At 68.4% G+C, this 17339-nt stretch carries 12 protein-coding genes; 5 read left to right on the forward strand and 7 right to left on the reverse strand.

Features of this window, described 5'->3' with window-relative positions:
• Positions 1-42: 42 nt before the first annotated feature.
• From FFS10_RS12435 to FFS10_RS12445, 3 genes are all read left to right on the forward strand, one after another.
• Positions 43-273, forward strand: a complete 231-nt coding sequence (locus FFS10_RS12435) for a DUF904 domain-containing protein (protein ID WP_137894789.1) — start codon at positions 43-45, stop codon at positions 271-273.
• Entirely contained in the window at positions 270-596 is a 327-nt protein-coding gene (locus FFS10_RS12440; RefSeq protein WP_137894790.1) for a cell division protein ZapA, read from the forward strand. The genes FFS10_RS12435 and FFS10_RS12440 overlap by 4 nt, the downstream gene beginning before the upstream one ends.
• 282 nt (positions 597-878) lie before the next feature.
• Positions 879-1694: a sulfite exporter TauE/SafE family protein gene (locus tag FFS10_RS12445; protein WP_137894791.1), complete on the forward strand. Its 816-nt coding sequence runs from the start codon at positions 879-881 to the stop codon at positions 1692-1694.
• A gap of 18 nt (positions 1695-1712) precedes the next feature.
• Here FFS10_RS12445 and metE read toward each other — a convergent pair whose 3' ends face one another.
• A complete protein-coding gene (metE, locus tag FFS10_RS12450) occupies positions 1713-4040 on the reverse strand; it encodes a 5-methyltetrahydropteroyltriglutamate--homocysteine S-methyltransferase (RefSeq protein ID WP_137894792.1) in 2328 nt (775 codons plus the stop codon).
• Between the two features lie 100 nt (positions 4041-4140).
• On the opposite strand from metE, the gene FFS10_RS12455 reads away from it, so the two are divergent.
• A complete protein-coding gene (locus FFS10_RS12455) occupies positions 4141-5064 on the forward strand; it encodes a LysR family transcriptional regulator (RefSeq protein WP_137894793.1) in 924 nt (307 codons plus the stop codon).
• Between the two features lie 36 nt (positions 5065-5100).
• Here FFS10_RS12455 and FFS10_RS12460 read toward each other — a convergent pair whose 3' ends face one another.
• From FFS10_RS12460 to FFS10_RS12485, 6 genes are all read right to left on the reverse strand, one after another.
• Positions 5101-9969 (reverse strand): NAD-glutamate dehydrogenase, encoded by a 4869-nt coding sequence (locus FFS10_RS12460; protein WP_137894794.1) that lies wholly within the window; start codon positions 9967-9969, stop codon positions 5101-5103.
• 197 nt (positions 9970-10166) lie between these two features.
• Complete coding sequence (mmsB, locus tag FFS10_RS12465; RefSeq protein ID WP_137894795.1) at positions 10167-11054, reverse strand: 3-hydroxyisobutyrate dehydrogenase; 888 nt, start codon at positions 11052-11054, stop codon at positions 10167-10169.
• A gap of 18 nt (positions 11055-11072) precedes the next feature.
• Complete coding sequence (locus FFS10_RS12470; protein ID WP_137894796.1) at positions 11073-12185, reverse strand: enoyl-CoA hydratase/isomerase family protein; 1113 nt, start codon at positions 12183-12185, stop codon at positions 11073-11075.
• 10 nt (positions 12186-12195) lie between these two features.
• Positions 12196-12981, reverse strand: a complete 786-nt coding sequence (locus FFS10_RS12475) for an enoyl-CoA hydratase (protein ID WP_137894797.1) — start codon at positions 12979-12981, stop codon at positions 12196-12198.
• Positions 12978-14138 (reverse strand): acyl-CoA dehydrogenase family protein, encoded by a 1161-nt coding sequence (locus tag FFS10_RS12480; protein WP_137894798.1) that lies wholly within the window; start codon positions 14136-14138, stop codon positions 12978-12980. The genes FFS10_RS12475 and FFS10_RS12480 overlap by 4 nt, the downstream gene beginning before the upstream one ends.
• A 14-nt stretch (positions 14139-14152) precedes the next feature.
• Positions 14153-15658: a CoA-acylating methylmalonate-semialdehyde dehydrogenase gene (locus FFS10_RS12485; RefSeq protein ID WP_137894799.1), complete on the reverse strand. Its 1506-nt coding sequence runs from the start codon at positions 15656-15658 to the stop codon at positions 14153-14155.
• Between the two features lie 194 nt (positions 15659-15852).
• Here FFS10_RS12485 and FFS10_RS12490 point away from each other — a divergent pair, with 194 nt between their 5' ends.
• A complete protein-coding gene (locus FFS10_RS12490; RefSeq protein WP_137894800.1) occupies positions 15853-17298 on the forward strand; it encodes a helix-turn-helix domain-containing protein in 1446 nt (481 codons plus the stop codon).
• Positions 17299-17339: the final 41 nt, after the last annotated feature.

Consider the following 17339-nt stretch of genomic DNA (forward strand, 5'->3'; position numbering starts at 1 on the left):
CCGGGCGAAACCCTACAATCCCCCCGATCAACCCGAGGTGCCATGGCGAACCCGACCCAAATCGACCAGATTGCCGAACGCGTCGAGCGCCTGCTCGTGCGGCACGAAGAGCTGCAGCGCACCAACGCGCTGCTGACGCAGCAGGTGGCGGCGCTGACCCAGGAGCGCGATGCGCTGAAGTCGCGCCTGAACGCCGCGCGCGCCCGCGTCGACGCCCTGCTCGAGCGTCTGCCCCCATCCGCCGAAGCCCCCGCGCAGAAGGAGCCCACATGAAGCAGCTGGAAGTCCAGATCATGGGCCAGGGCTATCTGCTGGGCTGCCCCGAGGGCGGCCAGTCGCGCCTGCTGGAGGCCGTCGAGCGCGTGGACACGGCCATGTGCAAGATCCGCGACGCGGGCAAGATCAAGGCGCGCGACCGCATCGCCGTGCTGGCCGCACTGAACCTGGCTTTCGAGCTGGCCGACCGCGGCCCGGCACCGGCCTTGGCGCGGCCCGCGCCGACGGCCTTGCAGACCGATGCCGACGAGGACGCCCGCCTGGGCGCGGTGCTGGCGCGGCTGGACCGCGTGCTGGCCGAGGACGGCCGTCTGTTGTGACGAACGGGCAAGGCACAGGCCCTGCCCAGGGCCTACAATAGCCTTGTCTGCGGTGCGCGCCGGGCTTTATATTTCCTTGAACCAATGCTCATACGAGCCCGGGCTTGGTATATCGGCTGGTGAGCGTGATCGTCTCGCGTCAGATGAACCCAACGCCAGTCTGCCCTCGCCCACCTGAACCCCCGCGTTCAGGATGACGGTCCGGTGGCATTCGCAGACACCTATTCCCATCGCCAGCCCCTGCGGCTGGCGATTGTCTTTCTGACGCCCTGTACTGACGCCATGATGCTCGAACCGCTGCTGATCGCCGAACTCGCCGTGCTGGGCCTGGGCAGCGGTTTTCTAGCCGGCCTGCTGGGCATAGGCGGCGGCATGCTGATGGTGCCCTTCATCACGATCATCCTCGGCCAGCGCGGCGTAGCGCCGGACCTCGCGGTCAAGATGGCGATCGCCACCTCGATGGCGACCATCCTGTTCACCTCGGTGTCCAGCGTGCGCGCCCACCATCGGCGCGGGGCCGTGCGCTGGGACCTGGTCAAGGGCCTGGCCCCCGGCATAGCTCTCGGCGGCGCCATCGCCAGCCTGGGCGTGTTCGCGCTGCTCAAGGGCGCCTGGCTCGCGCTGTTCTTCGCGGGCTTCGTCGGCTTCTCGGCCACGCAGATGTTCCTCCACAAGCAGCCCAAGCCCACGCGCCAGGTGCCGGGCACGGGCGGCCTGTTCGGCGCCGGCGGCGTGATCGGCTTTCTCTCGGGCCTGGTCGGCGCGGGCGGCGGCTTCGTCAGCGTGCCCTTCATGACCTGGTGCAACGTGGCCATCCACAACGCGGTCGCCACCAGCGCCGCCCTGGGCTTTCCGATCGCGCTGGCCAACGTGGCCGGCTACGCGATCAGCGGCCAGGGCCTGCAGGACCTGCCGCCCTACTCGCTGGGCTACATCTGGCTGCCCGCCCTGGTGGTGATCGCCTCGTGCAGCGTGCTGATGGCGCCGCAGGGCGCCCGGGCCGCGCACGGCCTGCCGGTCAAGCCGCTCAAGCGCGTGTTCGCCAGCGTGCTCTACCTGCTGGCGAGCTACATGCTCTGGCGCGGCCTGAGCGCCTGAGCCGCTGCGCCGCAGGCGCTACGCCAGCCTGGCCCGAAGCGCCCGCGCCGCGGCTACCATGTTGCTCAGGGCCGCCTCGGTTTCGGGCCAGCCGCGGGTCTTGAGCCCGCAGTCCGGGTTGACCCAGAGCTGCCCAGGCGCGATCACGCTGGCGGCTTTTTCCAACTGGGCAAGCATTTCCGATACCGAGGGCACCCTCGGTGAATGGATGTCGTAGACGCCGGGGCCGATCTCGCCCGGATAGCGGAAGTCGCCGAAGTCGCGCAACAGCGCCATGTCGGAGCGGCTGGTTTCGATGGTGATCACGTCGGCATCCATCGCGGCGATCCCGGGGAGGATGTCGTTGAATTCCGAATAGCACATATGGGTGTGGATCTGGGTTTCGTCGCGCACGCCGCAGGCAGCGATGCGAAACGCCTGGGTGGCCCACTCCAGGTAAGGCTGCCAGCCCGAGCGCCGCAGCGGCAGGCCTTCGCGGATGGCGGGCTCATCGATCTGGATGATGGCTATGCCGGCGCGCTCCAGGTCCACCACCTCGTCGCGGATCGCCCAGGCGATTTGCCGGGCCGTGGTACTGCGCGGCTGGTCGTCGCGCACGAACGACCATTGCAGCATGGTGATCGGCCCGGTGAGCATGCCCTTCATGGGCTTGGGGCTGAGACTCTGTGCGTACACCGTCCAGTCCACCGTCATGGGCTTGGTCCGGGCCACGTCGCCATAGATGAGCGGAGGTTTGACGCAGCGCGAGCCGTAGGACTGGACCCAGCCGTTCGCCGTGAAAGCGAAGCCCTCGAGCTGCTCGCCGAAGTACTCCACCATGTCGTTGCGCTCGGCTTCGCCGTGCACCAGCACGTCCAGGCCCAGCGCCTCCTGTTTGCGCACGGCCAGCGCGATTTCGGCCTGCATCTTCCGGCGGTACTGCGCCTCATCGAGCTGTCCGCGCTTGAAGGCCGCACGGGCAGCGCGGATGTCCGCCGTCTGCGGGAACGAGCCGATGGTGGTGGTGGGCAAAGGCGGCAGGGCCAGGCGCCGTCGCTGCAAGGGCTGGCGCACGGCGAAACCGGAGGCACGCCGGTCGGCATGCGGCGCAGCCTGGCCCATGCGCGCGGCCACGGCCTCGCGATGCACGCGCGGACTGCTGCGGCGCGAGGCGATCGCGGCCCGGGAGGCGGACAGCTCGGCCTGCACCGAGGCTTCTTCGCCGCGCAGCACAGTCCTGAGGACGCGCAACTCGGACAGTTTCTCGACCGCAAAAGCCAGCCAGGACTTGAGTTCGGCGTCGAGCGCGTTTTCGGTCTGCAGGCTGTAAGGCACATGCAGCAGCGAGCACGAAGGGGCCAGCCACAGTTCGCCCCGGTGCTTGTCGGCCACCGGGCGAAGCCTGGCCAGCGCGGCGTCGACATCGGTTCGCCAGATGTTGCGGCCATCGACGATACCCACCGACAGCACCTTGTGGCTGGGCAGCCAGTCGAGCACGCCCGTCAGGTCCTCGGCCGCGCGCACCGCGTCCACGTGCAGGCCGGCCACCGGCAGCTGGCAAGCCAGGCGCAGCTTGTCCGACAGCGGCGAGAAATAGGTGGCGAGCATCAGCTTCACGCCGCTTCTCGCGAGTTGCCAGTAGGCGGCCTCGAATGCATGGCGCCAGCGGTCGGGCAGGTCGAGGCCGAGGATGGGCTCGTCGACCTGAACCCACTCGACCCCCAGGGCTTTCAGGCGGTCCAGGATTTGCGCGTAGACCGGCAGCAGCTTCTCGAGCAGGCTGAAGCGGTCGAAACCCGCTTCCTTCTCCTTGCCCAGCCACAGGAAGCTCAAGGGACCGAGCAGCACCGCCTTGACCTTGTGGCCCGCCAGCATGGCCTGGGCGACCTCATCGAACAGCCGTTGCGAGGCCAGGTGAAACTCGGTATCGGCGCGAAACTCGGGCACCAGGTAGTGGTAGTTGGTGTCGAACCACTTGGTCATTTCCAGCGCGAAGCGGCCGCCTGCGGCGTTCTCCTTGGCGCAGCCGCAACCGGCACCATGGCCCGAGTGGTCGGCGCCTGCGCCGCGCGCCATGCTGAAATAGCGCGCCAGCTCCGGCTCCTCGCCCGTGAAGCCAAAGCGTGCGGGCTCGCAGCCGAGCAGCTGGATGTGGTTGGCCACATGATCGTAGAAGGCGAAGTCGCCCACCGTCACGAAGTCCAGGCCGGCGGCCTGCTGCACGGCCCAGTGCTGCGCGCGCAAGTCAGCCCCCTCGGCCTCAAGCGCAGCGGCGTCGATGTCGCCGCGCCAGTACTGCTCCAGCGCGAATTTCAGTTCCCGGTGCGCGCCCATGCGCGGAAAACCCAGGGTGTGTGTGCGGACCATGCTCCATCCTTTTCATGTTTGCGGTTGAAGCCGTCGATGGTCGGGGGATTTGGAATATTATTCAAACGAAAGATATTGTTATTCAAGTTGAAAAATATTAATGATTCAGTCCGTCCTTGAAATCCGCCATCTGCGCACGCTCGTCGCCCTGCGCGACAGCGGCAGCCTGGTGCGCGCGGCGCAGTTGCTCAACCTCACGCAGTCGGCGCTGTCGCACCAGGTCAAGCTGCTGGAGGACCGCTACGGCGCGGCGCTGTTCGAGCGCAAGTCCGTGCCGCCGCAATTCAGTACCACCGGCCTGCGCCTGCTGGCCCTGGCCGACGCGGTGTTGCCGCAGCTCGAGGAGGCCGAGCGCGACGTGGCACGCCTGGCTCTGGGCCGCGCCGGCCAGCTGCGCATCGCGGTGGAGTGCCACACCTGCTTCGACTGGCTGATGCCGGCGATGGACGCCTTCCGCACCCGCTGGCCCGAGGTGGAGCTCGACATCGTCTCGGGCTTTCACCCGGACCCGATTGCCCTGGTGCTGCAGGACCGCGCCGACATCGCCATCGTGTCCGAGCAGGAGGCAGGCGAGACGGTGGACTTCCACCCGCTGTTCAGCTTCGAGATCGTCGCCTTGCTGGCCAACAATCACCCCTTGGTGGCCAAGCCCTACCTGGCGGCGAAGGACTTCGCCCAGCAAACCTTGATCACCTACCCGGTGCCCGATGAGATGCTGGACCTGGTGCGCCAGGTGCTCGAGCCCGCCGGCATCAAGCCGGCGCGCCGCACCACCGAGTTGACGGTGGCGATGCTGCAGCTCGTGGCCAGCGGCCGGGGCGTGGCCACCCTGCCCGTTTGGGCGGTGCAAAACTACCTGGATCGCGGCTATGTCACGGCGCGGCCCGTAGGGCGCAAGGGCCTGACCGGCCACCTCTATGTCGCCTGTACCAGCCTCACGTCCAGCCGCCCCTGGCTGGCGGACTTCGTCGCGATCACGCGCGAAAGCAGCTTTCTCAGCTTGAGTGAGATCGAGCTTCTTTGACAGGAAGCCGCTCCCGAAGCCCGCTTACGCCGCGCCTCAGGTCCCCTCGACCATCCGCATCTCCCGCATCGCCACCGACAGCATCGCCAGGTCCACCGCGCTCGCCGCCTGCTGGTCGGCCAGGAGGCGCCGGTAGCGCTCCAGCGCTACCTGGTTGTGCGCCTGCCAGGCGGCGATCAGCGCCTCGGACGTCTCCAGCGCCGGCGAGAGCCGGATCACGCTGGTCGTCAGCGCCCGCTTGAGCGCGGCCAGGTCGTCGAGCAGCGCGGCGCGCGCCAGCATCTGCCAGTGGGTGTCGGCCGGCAGCGCGCCCACGCGTTCGCGTATCCAGCCGTGGTTCAGATGCAGGTCGAGCGCGAAATACAGGCTGGCGACCAATTCGAGGTTGCGCTCGCAGGCCGCTGCGACTTCCGCGATGTCAAGCACGGCGGCGATGCTGTCCGCGCTCGCGACGCGCCGTGCGAGTTCGGTCGGCACCCCGGCCTGCACCAGCTCATCGCGCCGGGCGCCCAGGGCCGCCGCGTCGGTGGGCGCGAGCAGGGATGCGAGTTGCGGCCCGACCTGATCGGCCGCCGCGCGAAAGCGCGCGACCATCTGGTCGATCGCTGTGCGATCGGTTCGATGGCGCAGGAACCACAGGCTCGCTCGCTCGATCAAGCGGCCGGTGTCGATCAGCATCTGCGCCTGCAGCGCATCCGGCACCTGGTTGTCGAGCGCGTCGATGTCGCGCCAGATGTCCTCCAGCCCGAACACCGCCCGCGCGATGATGAAGGCGCGCACGATCTCGGCCGGGGCCGCATCGGTTTTCTCCGCGAGCTGGTGCACCCAGGTCGCACCGACGCGGTTGGTCAGCGTGTTGGCCAGATAGGTCGCGACGATCTCGCGCTTGAGCGGATGACGCTGCATCGCGTCGCCGTAGCGCTCGCGCAGCGGCTGCGGGAAGTAGTCGGCCAGCACATGGGCGACAAACGGGTCTTCCGGCAGGTCGGACGCGAGCAGCCCGTCGTACAGCCACATCTTGCTATAGGCGAGCAACACCGCGCGCTCGGGCGAGGTGAGCCCCTGTTGCGCGGCCTTGCGCTCGTCGATTTCCTCGTCGCTAGGCAGGAACTCGATCTTGCGCTTGAGCCGCCCGGCGCGCTCGAGATGGCGGATCAACCTGGCCTCGGCCTCCAGCAGCGCGGCCGCGCGCCGGTTGGCGACCGACAGCGCCTGGGTCTGGTAATAGTTGTCACTCAGCACCAGTTGGCCGACCTCGTCGGTCATATCGGCGAGCAGCTTGTTGCGCTGTTTCCCGGTCATCTCGCCGTCGGCGACCACCAGGCCCAGCAGGATCTTGATGTTGACCTCATGGTCCGAGCAGTCGACGCCGCCCGAGTTGTCGATCGCGTCGGTATGGATGCGCCCGCCGTGCTGCGCGTACTCGATGCGGCCGAGCTGGGTGCAGCCGAGGTTGCCGCCCTCGGCGACCACCTTGCAGCGCAGCTCGGCGCCGTTGACGCGGATCGCGTCGTTCGCGCGGTCGCCGACTTGGGGCTGGGTCTCGCGGCCGGCCTTCACATAGGTGCCTATGCCTCCGTTGTAGAACAGGTCGACCGGCGCCTTGAGGATCGCGCGTATCAGGTCGCTCGGCGTGATCTCGTCGCCTTCCAGCTCGAGCGCCGCGCGTACTTGCGAGCTGAGCGCAATCGCCTTGGCGCTGCGCGGGAACACGCCGCCGCCGGCCGAGATCAGCGCGCTGTCGTAATCGGCCCAGCTCGAGCGCGGCAGCGCGAACAGGCGCTCGCGCTCGCGAAAGCTCGTCTGCGTATCGGGATTCGGGTCGAGAAAGATGTGGCGGTGGTCAAACGCCGCGAGCAGCCGGATGTGGCGCGACAGCAGCATGCCGTTGCCGAACACGTCGCCCGACATGTCGCCGATGCCGACCACCGAGAAGTCGGTGGTCTGGGTGTCGACGCCCATTTCGCGGAAATGCCGCTTGACCGACTCCCAGGCGCCGCGCGCGGTGATCGCCATTTTCTTGTGGTCGTAGCCGACCGAGCCGCCCGAGGCGAACGCGTCGCCCAGCCAGAAGCCGTAGTCGGCCGAGATCGCGTTCGCGTAGTCGGAGAAGCTTGCCGTGCCCTTGTCAGCGGCGACCACCAGGTAGGGATCGTCCGGGTCGTGGCGCACCAGGTCCGCGGGTGGCACCACCTGGGCGCCGACCCGGTTGTCGGTGAGGTCGAGCAGCCCGCGCAGAAAGGTCTGGTAGCAGGCGACGCCTTCCTTCAGGTACGCGTCGCGATCGGTCATGGGCGGCGGATTCTTCACGACGAAGCCGCCCTTGGAGCCGACCGGCACGATCACCGTGTTCTTCACCATCTGCGCCTTGACCAGCCCCAGCACCTCGGTGCGGAAGTCCTCGCGCCGATCGGACCAGCGCAGCCCACCGCGCGCGACGCGACCGCCGCGCAGATGCACGCCCTCGACGCGCGGCGCATAGACCCAGATCTCGAACATCGGCTTGGGCTCGGGCAGGCCGGGCACGCGCGCCGGGTCTAGCTTGAACGACAAATAGGGTTTGGGAGCGCCGTCGGCCGCACGCTGGAAGTAGTTGGTGCGCGTGGTCGCCTCGATCACGCCGAGGAACTGGCGCAGGATGCGGTCCTCGTCGAGGTTGGGTACCTGGTCCAGCGCGTTCTCGATGTCGTTTCGCAGCGCCGGCACGCGCGCGCCGCGCCCCTCGCCTTGCGCGGGATCGAAGCGCGCGAGAAACAGCTCGACCAGCTTGCGCGCGATCGCCGGGTTGCCGGTCAGCGCGCGCTCGACATAGGCGTCGCTGAACGTCGATCCGGCCTGGCGCAGGTAGCGCGCATAGGCGCGCAGGATCGCGACTTCGCGCCAGTTCAGTTGCGCCCGCAGCACCAGCCGGTTGAAGTCGTCGTTCTCGACCTCGCCCGACCAGGCGCGCGCAAACGCGTCCTCGAACAAGGCCTTGATGCGGTCGATCTCGACCTCGACATCGTCGGTGAGCTCCATTCCGAAGTCGTGCACCCACACGGCTTGCGCGTCCTGCGGCTCGATGCAATAGGGGCGCTCCTCGTTGACCCGCACGCCCAGGTGCTCGAGCATGGGCAGGCTCTGCGACAGCGCGACCGGCCGCCCGGCACGGTAGACCTTGAAGCGCAGCGACCCCGGTGCCGCCTCGATCGGCCGGTAAAGATTCATCGCCAGCGCCGCCTGCCCGTCATCGGACAGGCCGCCCTGCACGCTTTCCATCAGCTCGATGTCGCGCATCGCGGTGCGCGCCGCATAGTCCTCGCGAAAGCCGGCCGGGAACGAGTCGCCCCAGCGGCGCAGCAGCCGGTTGCCGCGCTCCTCGCCGCAGCCTTCGAGCAGCGCCTGGGCCAGCTCATCCTGCCAGCGGCGCGTGGTCTCGACGATTCGCGCTTCCAGCTCACGCACATCGACCTCGGGAACATTGCCCGGCTGGGTGCGCACCATGATGTAGATGCGCGCGAGCATGGATTCCGACAGCTGCGGCGTGAACTCGGCGCTCACGCCGCGAAAGGCATCGAGCAGCAGCTTCTGGATACGCAGGCGCAGGTCGGTGTTGAACTTCTCGCGCGGCACGAACACCACGCATGACACGAAGCGGTCGAAGCGGTCGCGGCGCACGAACAGCCGGGTGCGCTGCCTCTCCTGCAAGCGCAGAATGCCCAGCGCAATCTCGTAGAGCTCGCTGTCGTCGATCTGGAACAGCTCGTCGCGCGGGTACTGCTCCAGTATCGTGGCCAGCGATTTGGCGAGATGGCCCTTGGACAGGAAGCCGGCGCGGCTCATGACATTGGCGACCTTGCGCCGCACCAGCGGGATCTCGCCGGTCGCGACCCTGTAGACGATCGACGTGTACAGGCCAATGAAGCGGCGTTCGCCAAACAGCTGGCCCTCGGCGTCGAACAGCTTGACGCCGACATAGTCGAGGTAGCCAGGCCGGTGCACGGTCGCGCGCGAATTGGCCTTGGTCAGGAAGATCGGCGACGGGGAGTCCACGATGTGCTGCACGCCGGCCGGCAGCCGGGTCAGGTCGGGCGTGGCAGGATCGCGCAAGGCCTCGCGCAGGATGCCCTTGCCCGAGCCCACGACGCCCTGCAGATAGTAGGCGCCGTCCTTCTCGAACGACTGATAGTCGCGGCAGCCGAGGAAGGTGAAATGCTCGTCGGCCATCCACTCGAGGAAGGCCCGAGCCTCCGCGACTTCCGCCTGCGCCGCGCCGGCTGCCTGCTCGCGCGCGGCCAGGTCGGCGATCGTGCGCTGGGTCGTCTCCTGCATCTGAGGCCAGTCCTCGACCGCCGCCCGCACGTCGCCCAGCACCTTGATCAGACCGGCCGTCAGCTCATCCAGGCTCTTTGCCTCGGTACGACGGTCCACCTCGAGGTGGATATAGGACTCCAGCCGCGAACCATCGGGCTCCTCATCGCGCTGCTCGCTGGCCGCCCGTACATTCGCGATCTGGCCGCCGACCTCGCGTCGGACGCGGAACACCGGGTGCATCGCCGCATGCAGCGTGAGGCCGAGCCGGTTGACTTCCATCGTCACCGAATCGACCAGGAACGGCATGTCGTCGTTCACGATCTCGATCACCGTGTGGTCCGAATACCAGCCGTGCTGCTCCAGGCCCGGGTTGTACACGCGCACGAGCACGCTGCCCGGTGAGAACTTGCGCGCAAACTGCCAGTGCGCCATCGCTGCGCCATACAGGTCGGCGATGCTGCGGCTCAGCACGTCTTCCGCATCGGCCTGTCCGTAGTAGTGGCGCAGGAACGGCTCGAACGCCGCAAACGCCGCATCGAGCAGACGCTCGCGCGCGAGCGCCACGACGTCATCGAACAAGCGCGTAACTCTGTCCTCGGTTCTGACTAGCATGATGTCCCCTCCAGTCCCAGGGTTGACCGGCCGGATCGGCAAACGCCATCTTGCGCCAGCTACAGGCTCTCAGAATAGTCGATCGGACGAACGGTCAGCGGCGCCGCAGAACAAGCCCGCAGGGGCTGCCGCGACGCGTTCGCTACTGAATTTATAGCGCCCAGCAACCATCCCACGAGGGCCGGAACCCTCAAGACTCAGGAACCCGGCTGAAACAGCCGGATCACGCTGGAAAAATCCAGCGCGCCGCTGCCGCCCAGGCTGTGCGCGGCGTACAGGCTGCGGGCCAGGCCGCCGAGCGGCGTGGCGGCGCGCACGGCGCTGGCGTTTTCCTGCGCCAGGCCCAGGTCCTTGAGCATCAGGTCGGTGCCGAAGCCGCCCGCATAGTCCCTGGACGCCGGGACGCCGTCCATCACGCCGGGCATAGGGTTGTATTTCTCCAGCGCCCAGTTGCCGCCCGAGCTGCGGCGCATGATCTCCGACAGCACCTTGGGGTCGAGCCCGTTGGCCGTGCCCAGGGCCAAGGCTTCGGAGGTGCCGACCATCAGAATGCCCAGCAGCATGTTGTTGCAGATCTTGGCGGCCTGCCCTGCGCCATGTGCGCCGGCATGAAAAATGTTTGACCCCATGGCCTGGAGCAGCGGCCTGGCCCGTTCCAGATCGGCCGCCTCGCCGCCGACCATGAAGGTCAGGGTGCCGGCCGCCGCCCCGGCCGTGCCGCCGGACACCGGGGCATCGAGACACGGCAGCTGGCGGGCCTGGGCGGCCTGCGCGACCTTGCGCGCGCTGGTGGCGGCGATGGTGCTGCAGTCGATGACCAGGGTGCCGGCCGGCAACTGCGCCAGCACACCGACCTCGCCCAGGTACAGCGCCTCGACATGCTGGCTGGCCGGCAGCATGCTGATCACGGCCTCGGCGCCCTGGACCGCGGCGCTGGCCGAAGCCGCCATCGCCACGCCCTCGGCGGCCAGCCGGGCGCGGGCCGCATCCGACAGGTCGAAGGCCAACACCTGGTGGCCGGCGCGGTGCAGGTTCAGCGCCATGGGCCCGCCCATGTGGCCCAGGCCCAGAAATGCGATCTTCATGTCTCTCTCCTTTGCTTGTCAGTCGAGCGCGGCCAGCGGGTGCGGTCCCGCGTGGCGCGCCTGGAAATGGTCTTCGACCCACTCGGGCGTCACCTGCTCCAGTGCGGCAGGCCTCCACTGCGGGTTGCGGTCCTTGTCGACCAGCAGCGCCCTGATGCCCTCGGCAAAGTCGGGATGGGCGCAGCAGCCCAGCGAGACCTGGTACTCGAGGCGGAACACCTCGGCCAGCGACAGCCGGGCCACGCGCTGCCAGAGCGCGAAGGCCAGCGCCGCCGAGCTCGGCGAGCCCTTGGCAAAGTTCGCGGCCGCGGCCGACAGCCAGGCATCGTCGCTGCGCAGTTCGCGCAGGCGCGCGGCGATCTCGAGCAGGTCCTCGCCCGCCATCAGCTCGTTGATGGTGTCGAAGTGCATGCGCAGCTTCGATGCCAGCGGCTTGTCGCCACCGGCGTGGCGCTGCAGCAGCTTGGACAGCTCGATGCGGTTGGGCTGCGCCTTGTCGCTCCATTGCGCGGCGGCAATGGCCGCCAGCAGCTCGGCCTTGCGCTCGTGGCCAAGGTGGAAGTCCGCCAGGCCGCAAAACAGCGCATCGGCGGCGTTGAGCGGGGCCCCGGTCAGCGCGAGGAACAGGCCCAGGCGCCCCGGCATGCGGCGCAGGAACCAGCTGCCGCCGACATCGGGGTACAGGCCTATGCCGATTTCGGGCATGGCCAGGCGGCTGGAGGCAGTCACGACGCGGTGCGAGGCGCCGGCCATCAGGCCGATGCCGCCGCCCATCACGATGCCGTGGCCCCAGCACAGCAAGGGCTTGGGATAGCCGTGGATCAGGTGGTCGAGCTGGTATTCCTGCGCGAAGAAGCCCTGGGCATAGGAGTTGGGCCCGGCGCCGCAGCGGCGCATGGACTGGTAGAGCTCGCGCAGGTCGCCGCCGGCGCAGAAAGCCTTGTCGCCCGCGGCCTGCAGGATCACGCCGGCCACGCCGGGGTCCGCCGCCCATTGGCGCAGCGCCGGCGTCAGCGCCTGGACCATGGGCAGCGACAGGGCGTTGAGCGAGGCCTCTGCATTGAGCGTGGCCAGGCCGAAGCGCCGGCCGCAGGCGGTGGGAAGTTCGTCGAGCAGGATCAGGTCGGACATCGCTTCCCCCTCAGGCATTGCGCCAGACCGGCGCGCGCTTGGCCAGGAAGGCCGTGACGCCTTCGCGCTGGTCCTGCGTGTCGAACAGGTCGACGAAGGCCTCGCGCTCGGCCACCAGCTGGGCCATCGGCGACTGGCTGCGCGCGCCATGGATCAGGCGCTTGCAGGCGGCGACGCTGCCGGGGCTTTGGCGGGCCACGCCCTGGGCCAGGGCTAGCGCGCGCGCCAGCGCGCCGCCGCGCGGCGTGAGCTCCTCGACCAGGCCGATGCGCAGCGCCGTGGCAGCGTCGACCCGCTCACCGCACAGGATCATGCGCTTGGCCCAGCCCTCGCCCACCAGCCAGGACAGCCACTGCGTGCCGCCCGCACAGGGCAGCAGGCCTACGGCGGCCTCGGGCAGGGCCATGACGGCATGCTCATCGGCGATGCGCAGGTCGCAGGCCAGCGCGCATTCGAGCCCGCCGCCCATCGCATAGCCGTTGATCGCGGCAATCGAGACGCCGCGAAAGCCCGCCAGCGCCTCGAAGGCCTCGCCGAACCGGCGCGCCATCTCCCGCGCCACGGCCTTGTCGCCCTCGGCGAACAGCTTGAGCTCGGCGCCGGCCGAGAAGAACTTCTCGCCCTGGCCGGTGATGACCAGGCTGTAGACCTCGTCATTGGTGTTGAGGTCGCGCACCAGCCGCGTGAGCGCGGCCAGGCTTTGCGCAGTCCAGGTATGGGCCGGCGGGTTGTCCAGCGTGGCGATCGCTGCGTGGCCCTGAAATTCGAGCCTGATGCCTTCGTAAACGCTTGTCATCGGATGTCCTCTGTGGTGTCGGTTTCAAGCATGCGGCGCGCGACGATGACGCGCATGATCTCGTTCGTGCCTTCCAGGATCTGGTGCACGCGCGCATCGCGCAGGTAGCGCTCCAGCGGGTATTCGCGCGTGTAGCCGTAGCCGCCGTGGATCTGCAAGGCTTCGTTGCAGACGCGAAAGCCGATGTCGGTGGCCAGCTGCTTGGCCATGGCGCAGTAGACCGTGGCCTGGGGCGAGCCGGCGTCGAGCTTGGCGGCGGCCAGCCTCACCATCTGCCGCGCCGCGACCAGCTCGGTCGCCATGTCGGCGATCTTGAATTGCAGGGCCTGGAAGGCGCTGAGCTTGGCGCCGAACTGGCTGCGCTCATGCATGTAGCGCCGCGCCGCATCGAGCGCGCCCTGGGCTGCGCCGACCGAGCAGGTCGCGATGTTGATGCGCCCGCCGTCCAGCCCCTTCATCGCGATGCGAAAGCCCTGGCCCTCCTCGCCGAGCAGATGGCTGGCCGGCACGCGCACCTGGTCGAAGGTGATCGCGCGGGTGGGCTGGCTGTTCCAGCCCATCTTCTCTTCCTTGCGGCCGTAGGCAATGCCCGCGCTGTCGGCCGGCACCAGCAACGCGGAAATGCCGGCCGAGCCGCCGCCGCCGGTGCGCGCCATCACGACCAGGGCGTCGGTCGCGCCGGCACCCGAGATGAAGGCCTTGGCGCCGCTCAGCAGATAGTGGTCGCCGTCGAGGCTGGCCGTGGTGCGCAGCGAGGCGGCGTCCGAGCCGGCGCCGGGCTCGGTCAGGCAGTAGGAGGCCAGCCGCTCGCCCGAGGTCAGCTTCGGCGCCCATTGCGCCGCGACCTCGGGCCGGGCCCAGCGCGCGACCATCCAGGTCGCCATGTTGTGTATGCTCAGGTAGGCCGTGGTCGAGGGGCAGGCCGCGGCCAGCTCCTCGAACACCAGGGTGGCGTCCAGCCGCGGCAGGCCCAGGCCGCCGTAGCGCTCGTCCGCATACAGGCCGCAGAATCCCAGCTGGCCGGCTGCGGCGATGACTTCGCGCGGGAAGATGCCCTCGGCATCCCAGCGCGCGGCGTGCGGCGCGAACTCGCCGGCGGCGAACTCGCGCGCGCTGTGCTGGAACGCGCGCTGCTCGTCGGACAGTTCGAAGTCCATGGCAGGCTTCGCTGTCAGCGCAGGCTGATGGTGGTGTTGACGCCCGTCGACACGGTGCTGTCGTCGAACCAGCGCTCGGTGACGGTCTTGGTCTGGGTGTAGAACAGCACGACCTGCTTGCCATAGGGGCCGAGGTCTCCGAGCTTGGAGGCGCGCGAGCCGGTGAACGAGAACAGCGGCACGGGCACCGGAATCGGCACGTTGATGCCGACCTGGCCCACGTCGATCTCCTCCTGGAAGCGGCGCGCTGCCGCCCCCGACTGGGTGAAGATCGTCGTGCCGTTGCCGTTCGGGTTCGCATTGATCAGCGCAATCGCTTCATCGAGGCTGCTGGCGCCCGCAATGCACAGCACCGGACCGAAGATCTCCTGATCGTAGATGGCCATGCCGGGCTTGACGCCCGAGAAGATCGTCGGGCCCACGAAATTGCCTTCGCGCAAGCCGCCGTCGAGCGGGGGCAGGCGGCCGTCGAGTTCCAGCACCGCGCCTTCGGCCAGCCCTCTAGCGATCAGGCTTTCCACGCGTTCCTTGGCGGCGCAGGAGATCACGGGCCCCACGTCGGTGCCGGCCACGGCCCCATCGCCCACGACCAGCTTCTGCGCGCGCTCGACCAGTTCGGGAATCCACTGCTGCGCCTCGCCCACCAGCACGGCGACCGAGACCGCCATGCAGCGCTGGCCGGCGGCGCCGAAGGCCGCGCCGATCAGGGCATTGAGGGTCTGCTCCTTGTGCGCATCGGGCAGGACGATGGCGTGGTTCTTGGCGCCCATCATGCACTGCACGCGCTTGCCGGCCAGGCTCGCGCGGTTGTAGACATGGGTGCCGACCCGGGTCGATCCCACGAAAGACAGGGCCTTGATGTCCCGGTGGTCGCAGATCGCGTTGACGACCTCCTCGCCGCCATGGACCACGTTGAGCACGCCAGGCGGGATGCCGGCCTCGATGGCCAGCTCGACCAGGCGCATGGTGCTCATCGGGTCCTGCTCGGAGGGCTTGAGCACGAAGCTGTTGCCGCAGGCGATCGCCATCGGGAACATCCACAGCGGGATCATGGCCGGGAAGTTGAACGGCGTGATGCCCGCGCACACGCCCAGCGGCTGCTGCAGCGTGTAGGTGTCGACGCCGCTGGCCACGTTGTTGGCCAGCTCGCCCATTTGCAGGTTGCCGATGCTGGCCGCGTGCTCGACGACCTCCAGGCCGCGGAAGATGTCGCCTTCGGCGTCGGCCAGGGTCTTGCCCTGCTCGGCCGTCAGGATGGCCGCCACTTCCTTGATGTGCTCGCGGATCAGCTGCTGGTACTTGAGGAAGATGCGCGCGCGCACGCCGATCGGCGTGTGGCGCCAGGTCTTGAAGGCCTTCTGCGCCGCGGCGACGGCGGCGCCGACCTCGTCGCGCGTGGCCATGGGCACGCGGGCCAGCCGCTGCTGGGTGGCCGGGTTGACCACGTCGCGCCACTCGGTCGTGCGTGATTCGACAAACTCGCCGGCTATGAGCAGACGAACATTGGGAACAGGTTTCATGGAATGCCTCGTGTGAATGATGGAGATCGGCAACCGGGCTCCTCTGCAGAATCCCGATCAATTTGCAGCGATGTTATTTACAGACTTCGCAAACATCAATAAGCTATTGATTTGAAAAGGAATATCTGAAAACAACTTCACAACACGATTCGCAATTTTGTGAATCTTGTGAAACATCGAGACCCGGAGAAAGCATGGCAGGCAAACTGTTCGTCGGCGCCCAACTGCGGCGTCTGCGCGAGAAACACAGGCTTCATCAGTCGGCGATGGCCGAGCGGCTGGGCCTGTCGCTCAGCTATGTCTGCCAGCTCGAGAACAACCAGCGCCCGGTCACGGCCGCGGTCCTGCTCAAGCTGAACGAGGCCTTCGACTTCGATCTGGCGGAGTTCTCGGAGGAGCAGAACAAGCGCCTGCTGTCGGAGCTGCGCAGCCTGTTTCGCGACCGCACGGTCAGCGAGACCGACGTGTCGCTGACCGAGATCGACCGCCTGGTGCAGCAGGTGCCGGCCGCGGCCGACGTGGTGGTCGCGCTCTACCGCAAGCATCTGCACCTGCATGAGGAATACCGCCAGCTGATCGAGCGCTTCTACGGCGACCAGCACCACCCGCATCTGGCGCCGCTGCCGCACGAGGCGGTGCGCGATTTCTTCAACCGCCGCAACAACCATTTCGAGCGGCTCGACAGCGCCGCCGAGGCGCTGGCCCAGCAGTGGCAGCTGCAGCCGGGCCAGCGCGCGCCGGTCCTGTGCCGGCTCATGAAGGAGCAGCACGGGGTCGAGGTGGTCAGCGACAGCGCCTCGGCCGAAGGGCCCGAGGGCTTCGAACTGCGCCACTACGAGGCGCGCCGGCGCCTGCTGCGCGTCTCGCCCGACCTGTCAGACGCCCAGCAGGCGTTCCAGATCGCGACCCAGCTCGTCCTGCTGGCCTACGGCGAACTGGTGGACGGCGAGATCGAGGGCGGCGCCCTGGCCGACCAGCAGTCGCGCCAGCTCGCGCGCCAGGGCCTGGCGCATTACTTCGCCGGCGCCCTGCTGATGCCCTACGGCCCGTTTCTGGAGGCGGCGCGGCAGCTGCGCTACGACATCGAAGCCTTGCAGCAGCGCTTCCAGGTCGGCTTCGAGTCGGTCTGCCACCGGCTCAGCACGCTGCAGCGCAGCGGCGCGCGCGGCGTGCCCTTCTACCTGGTGCGCGTGGACCAGGCCGGCAACATCTCCAAGCGCCAGAGCGCGACGGCCTTCCATTTCGCGAGCCAGGGCGGCGGCTGCCCGCTCTGGCATGTGCACATGGCCTTCTCGAGCCCGGGCCGCATCATCACCCAGGTCGCCGAAATGCCCGACGGCACGCGCTTCTTCGGCATGGCACGCACCGTCGAGCGCGGCGGCGGCGCCTTCTTCGCGCAGCGCAAGCTGTTCGCGATCGGCCTGGGCTGCGAGCTGCGCCATGCGCGCGAGCTGGTCTACGCCGACGGCATAGACCTCTCATCCGAACGCCGGGTCGTGCCCATAGGCCCGGGCTGCCGCGTCTGCCCGCGCGACAACTGCGCCCAGCGCGCCTTCCCGCCGGCCGGTAAGGCCCTGGTCACCGAGCTGCACCGCGAGACCCTGGCCTCCTATCGCTTCGTCGACACCGAAGGCCGCTGAGGCGCCCACCGAACGTGTAAAAAAAGGCCGCTTTCGCGGCC

Origin of the sequence: Ramlibacter sp. 2FC (genome assembly GCF_005503345.1) — a bacterium.
Taxonomy (GTDB): Bacteria; Pseudomonadota; Gammaproteobacteria; order Burkholderiales; family Burkholderiaceae_C; genus SCMQ01.

What these genes read in the sequence shown, in the direction of transcription:
- FFS10_RS12455 (WP_137894793.1), top strand. Translation starts at nt 4,141, where the DNA reads ATGATTCAGTCCGTCCTTGAAATCCGCCATCTGCGCACGCTCGTCGCC.
- FFS10_RS12470 (WP_137894796.1), bottom strand. Translation starts at nt 12,185, where the DNA reads ATGTCCGACCTGATCCTGCTCGACGAACTTCCCACCGCCTGCGGCCGG.
- FFS10_RS12475 (WP_137894797.1), bottom strand. Translation starts at nt 12,981, where the DNA reads ATGACAAGCGTTTACGAAGGCATCAGGCTCGAATTTCAGGGCCACGCA.
- FFS10_RS12445 (WP_137894791.1), top strand. Translation starts at nt 879, where the DNA reads ATGATGCTCGAACCGCTGCTGATCGCCGAACTCGCCGTGCTGGGCCTG.
- FFS10_RS12485 (WP_137894799.1), bottom strand. Translation starts at nt 15,658, where the DNA reads ATGAAACCTGTTCCCAATGTTCGTCTGCTCATAGCCGGCGAGTTTGTC.
- FFS10_RS12435 (WP_137894789.1), top strand. Translation starts at nt 43, where the DNA reads ATGGCGAACCCGACCCAAATCGACCAGATTGCCGAACGCGTCGAGCGC.
- mmsB (WP_137894795.1), bottom strand. Translation starts at nt 11,054, where the DNA reads ATGAAGATCGCATTTCTGGGCCTGGGCCACATGGGCGGGCCCATGGCG.
- FFS10_RS12480 (WP_137894798.1), bottom strand. Translation starts at nt 14,138, where the DNA reads ATGGACTTCGAACTGTCCGACGAGCAGCGCGCGTTCCAGCACAGCGCG.
- FFS10_RS12440 (WP_137894790.1), top strand. Translation starts at nt 270, where the DNA reads ATGAAGCAGCTGGAAGTCCAGATCATGGGCCAGGGCTATCTGCTGGGC.
- FFS10_RS12490 (WP_137894800.1), top strand. Translation starts at nt 15,853, where the DNA reads ATGGCAGGCAAACTGTTCGTCGGCGCCCAACTGCGGCGTCTGCGCGAG.
- FFS10_RS12460 (WP_137894794.1), bottom strand. Translation starts at nt 9,969, where the DNA reads ATGCTAGTCAGAACCGAGGACAGAGTTACGCGCTTGTTCGATGACGTC.
- metE (WP_137894792.1), bottom strand. Translation starts at nt 4,040, where the DNA reads ATGGTCCGCACACACACCCTGGGTTTTCCGCGCATGGGCGCGCACCGG.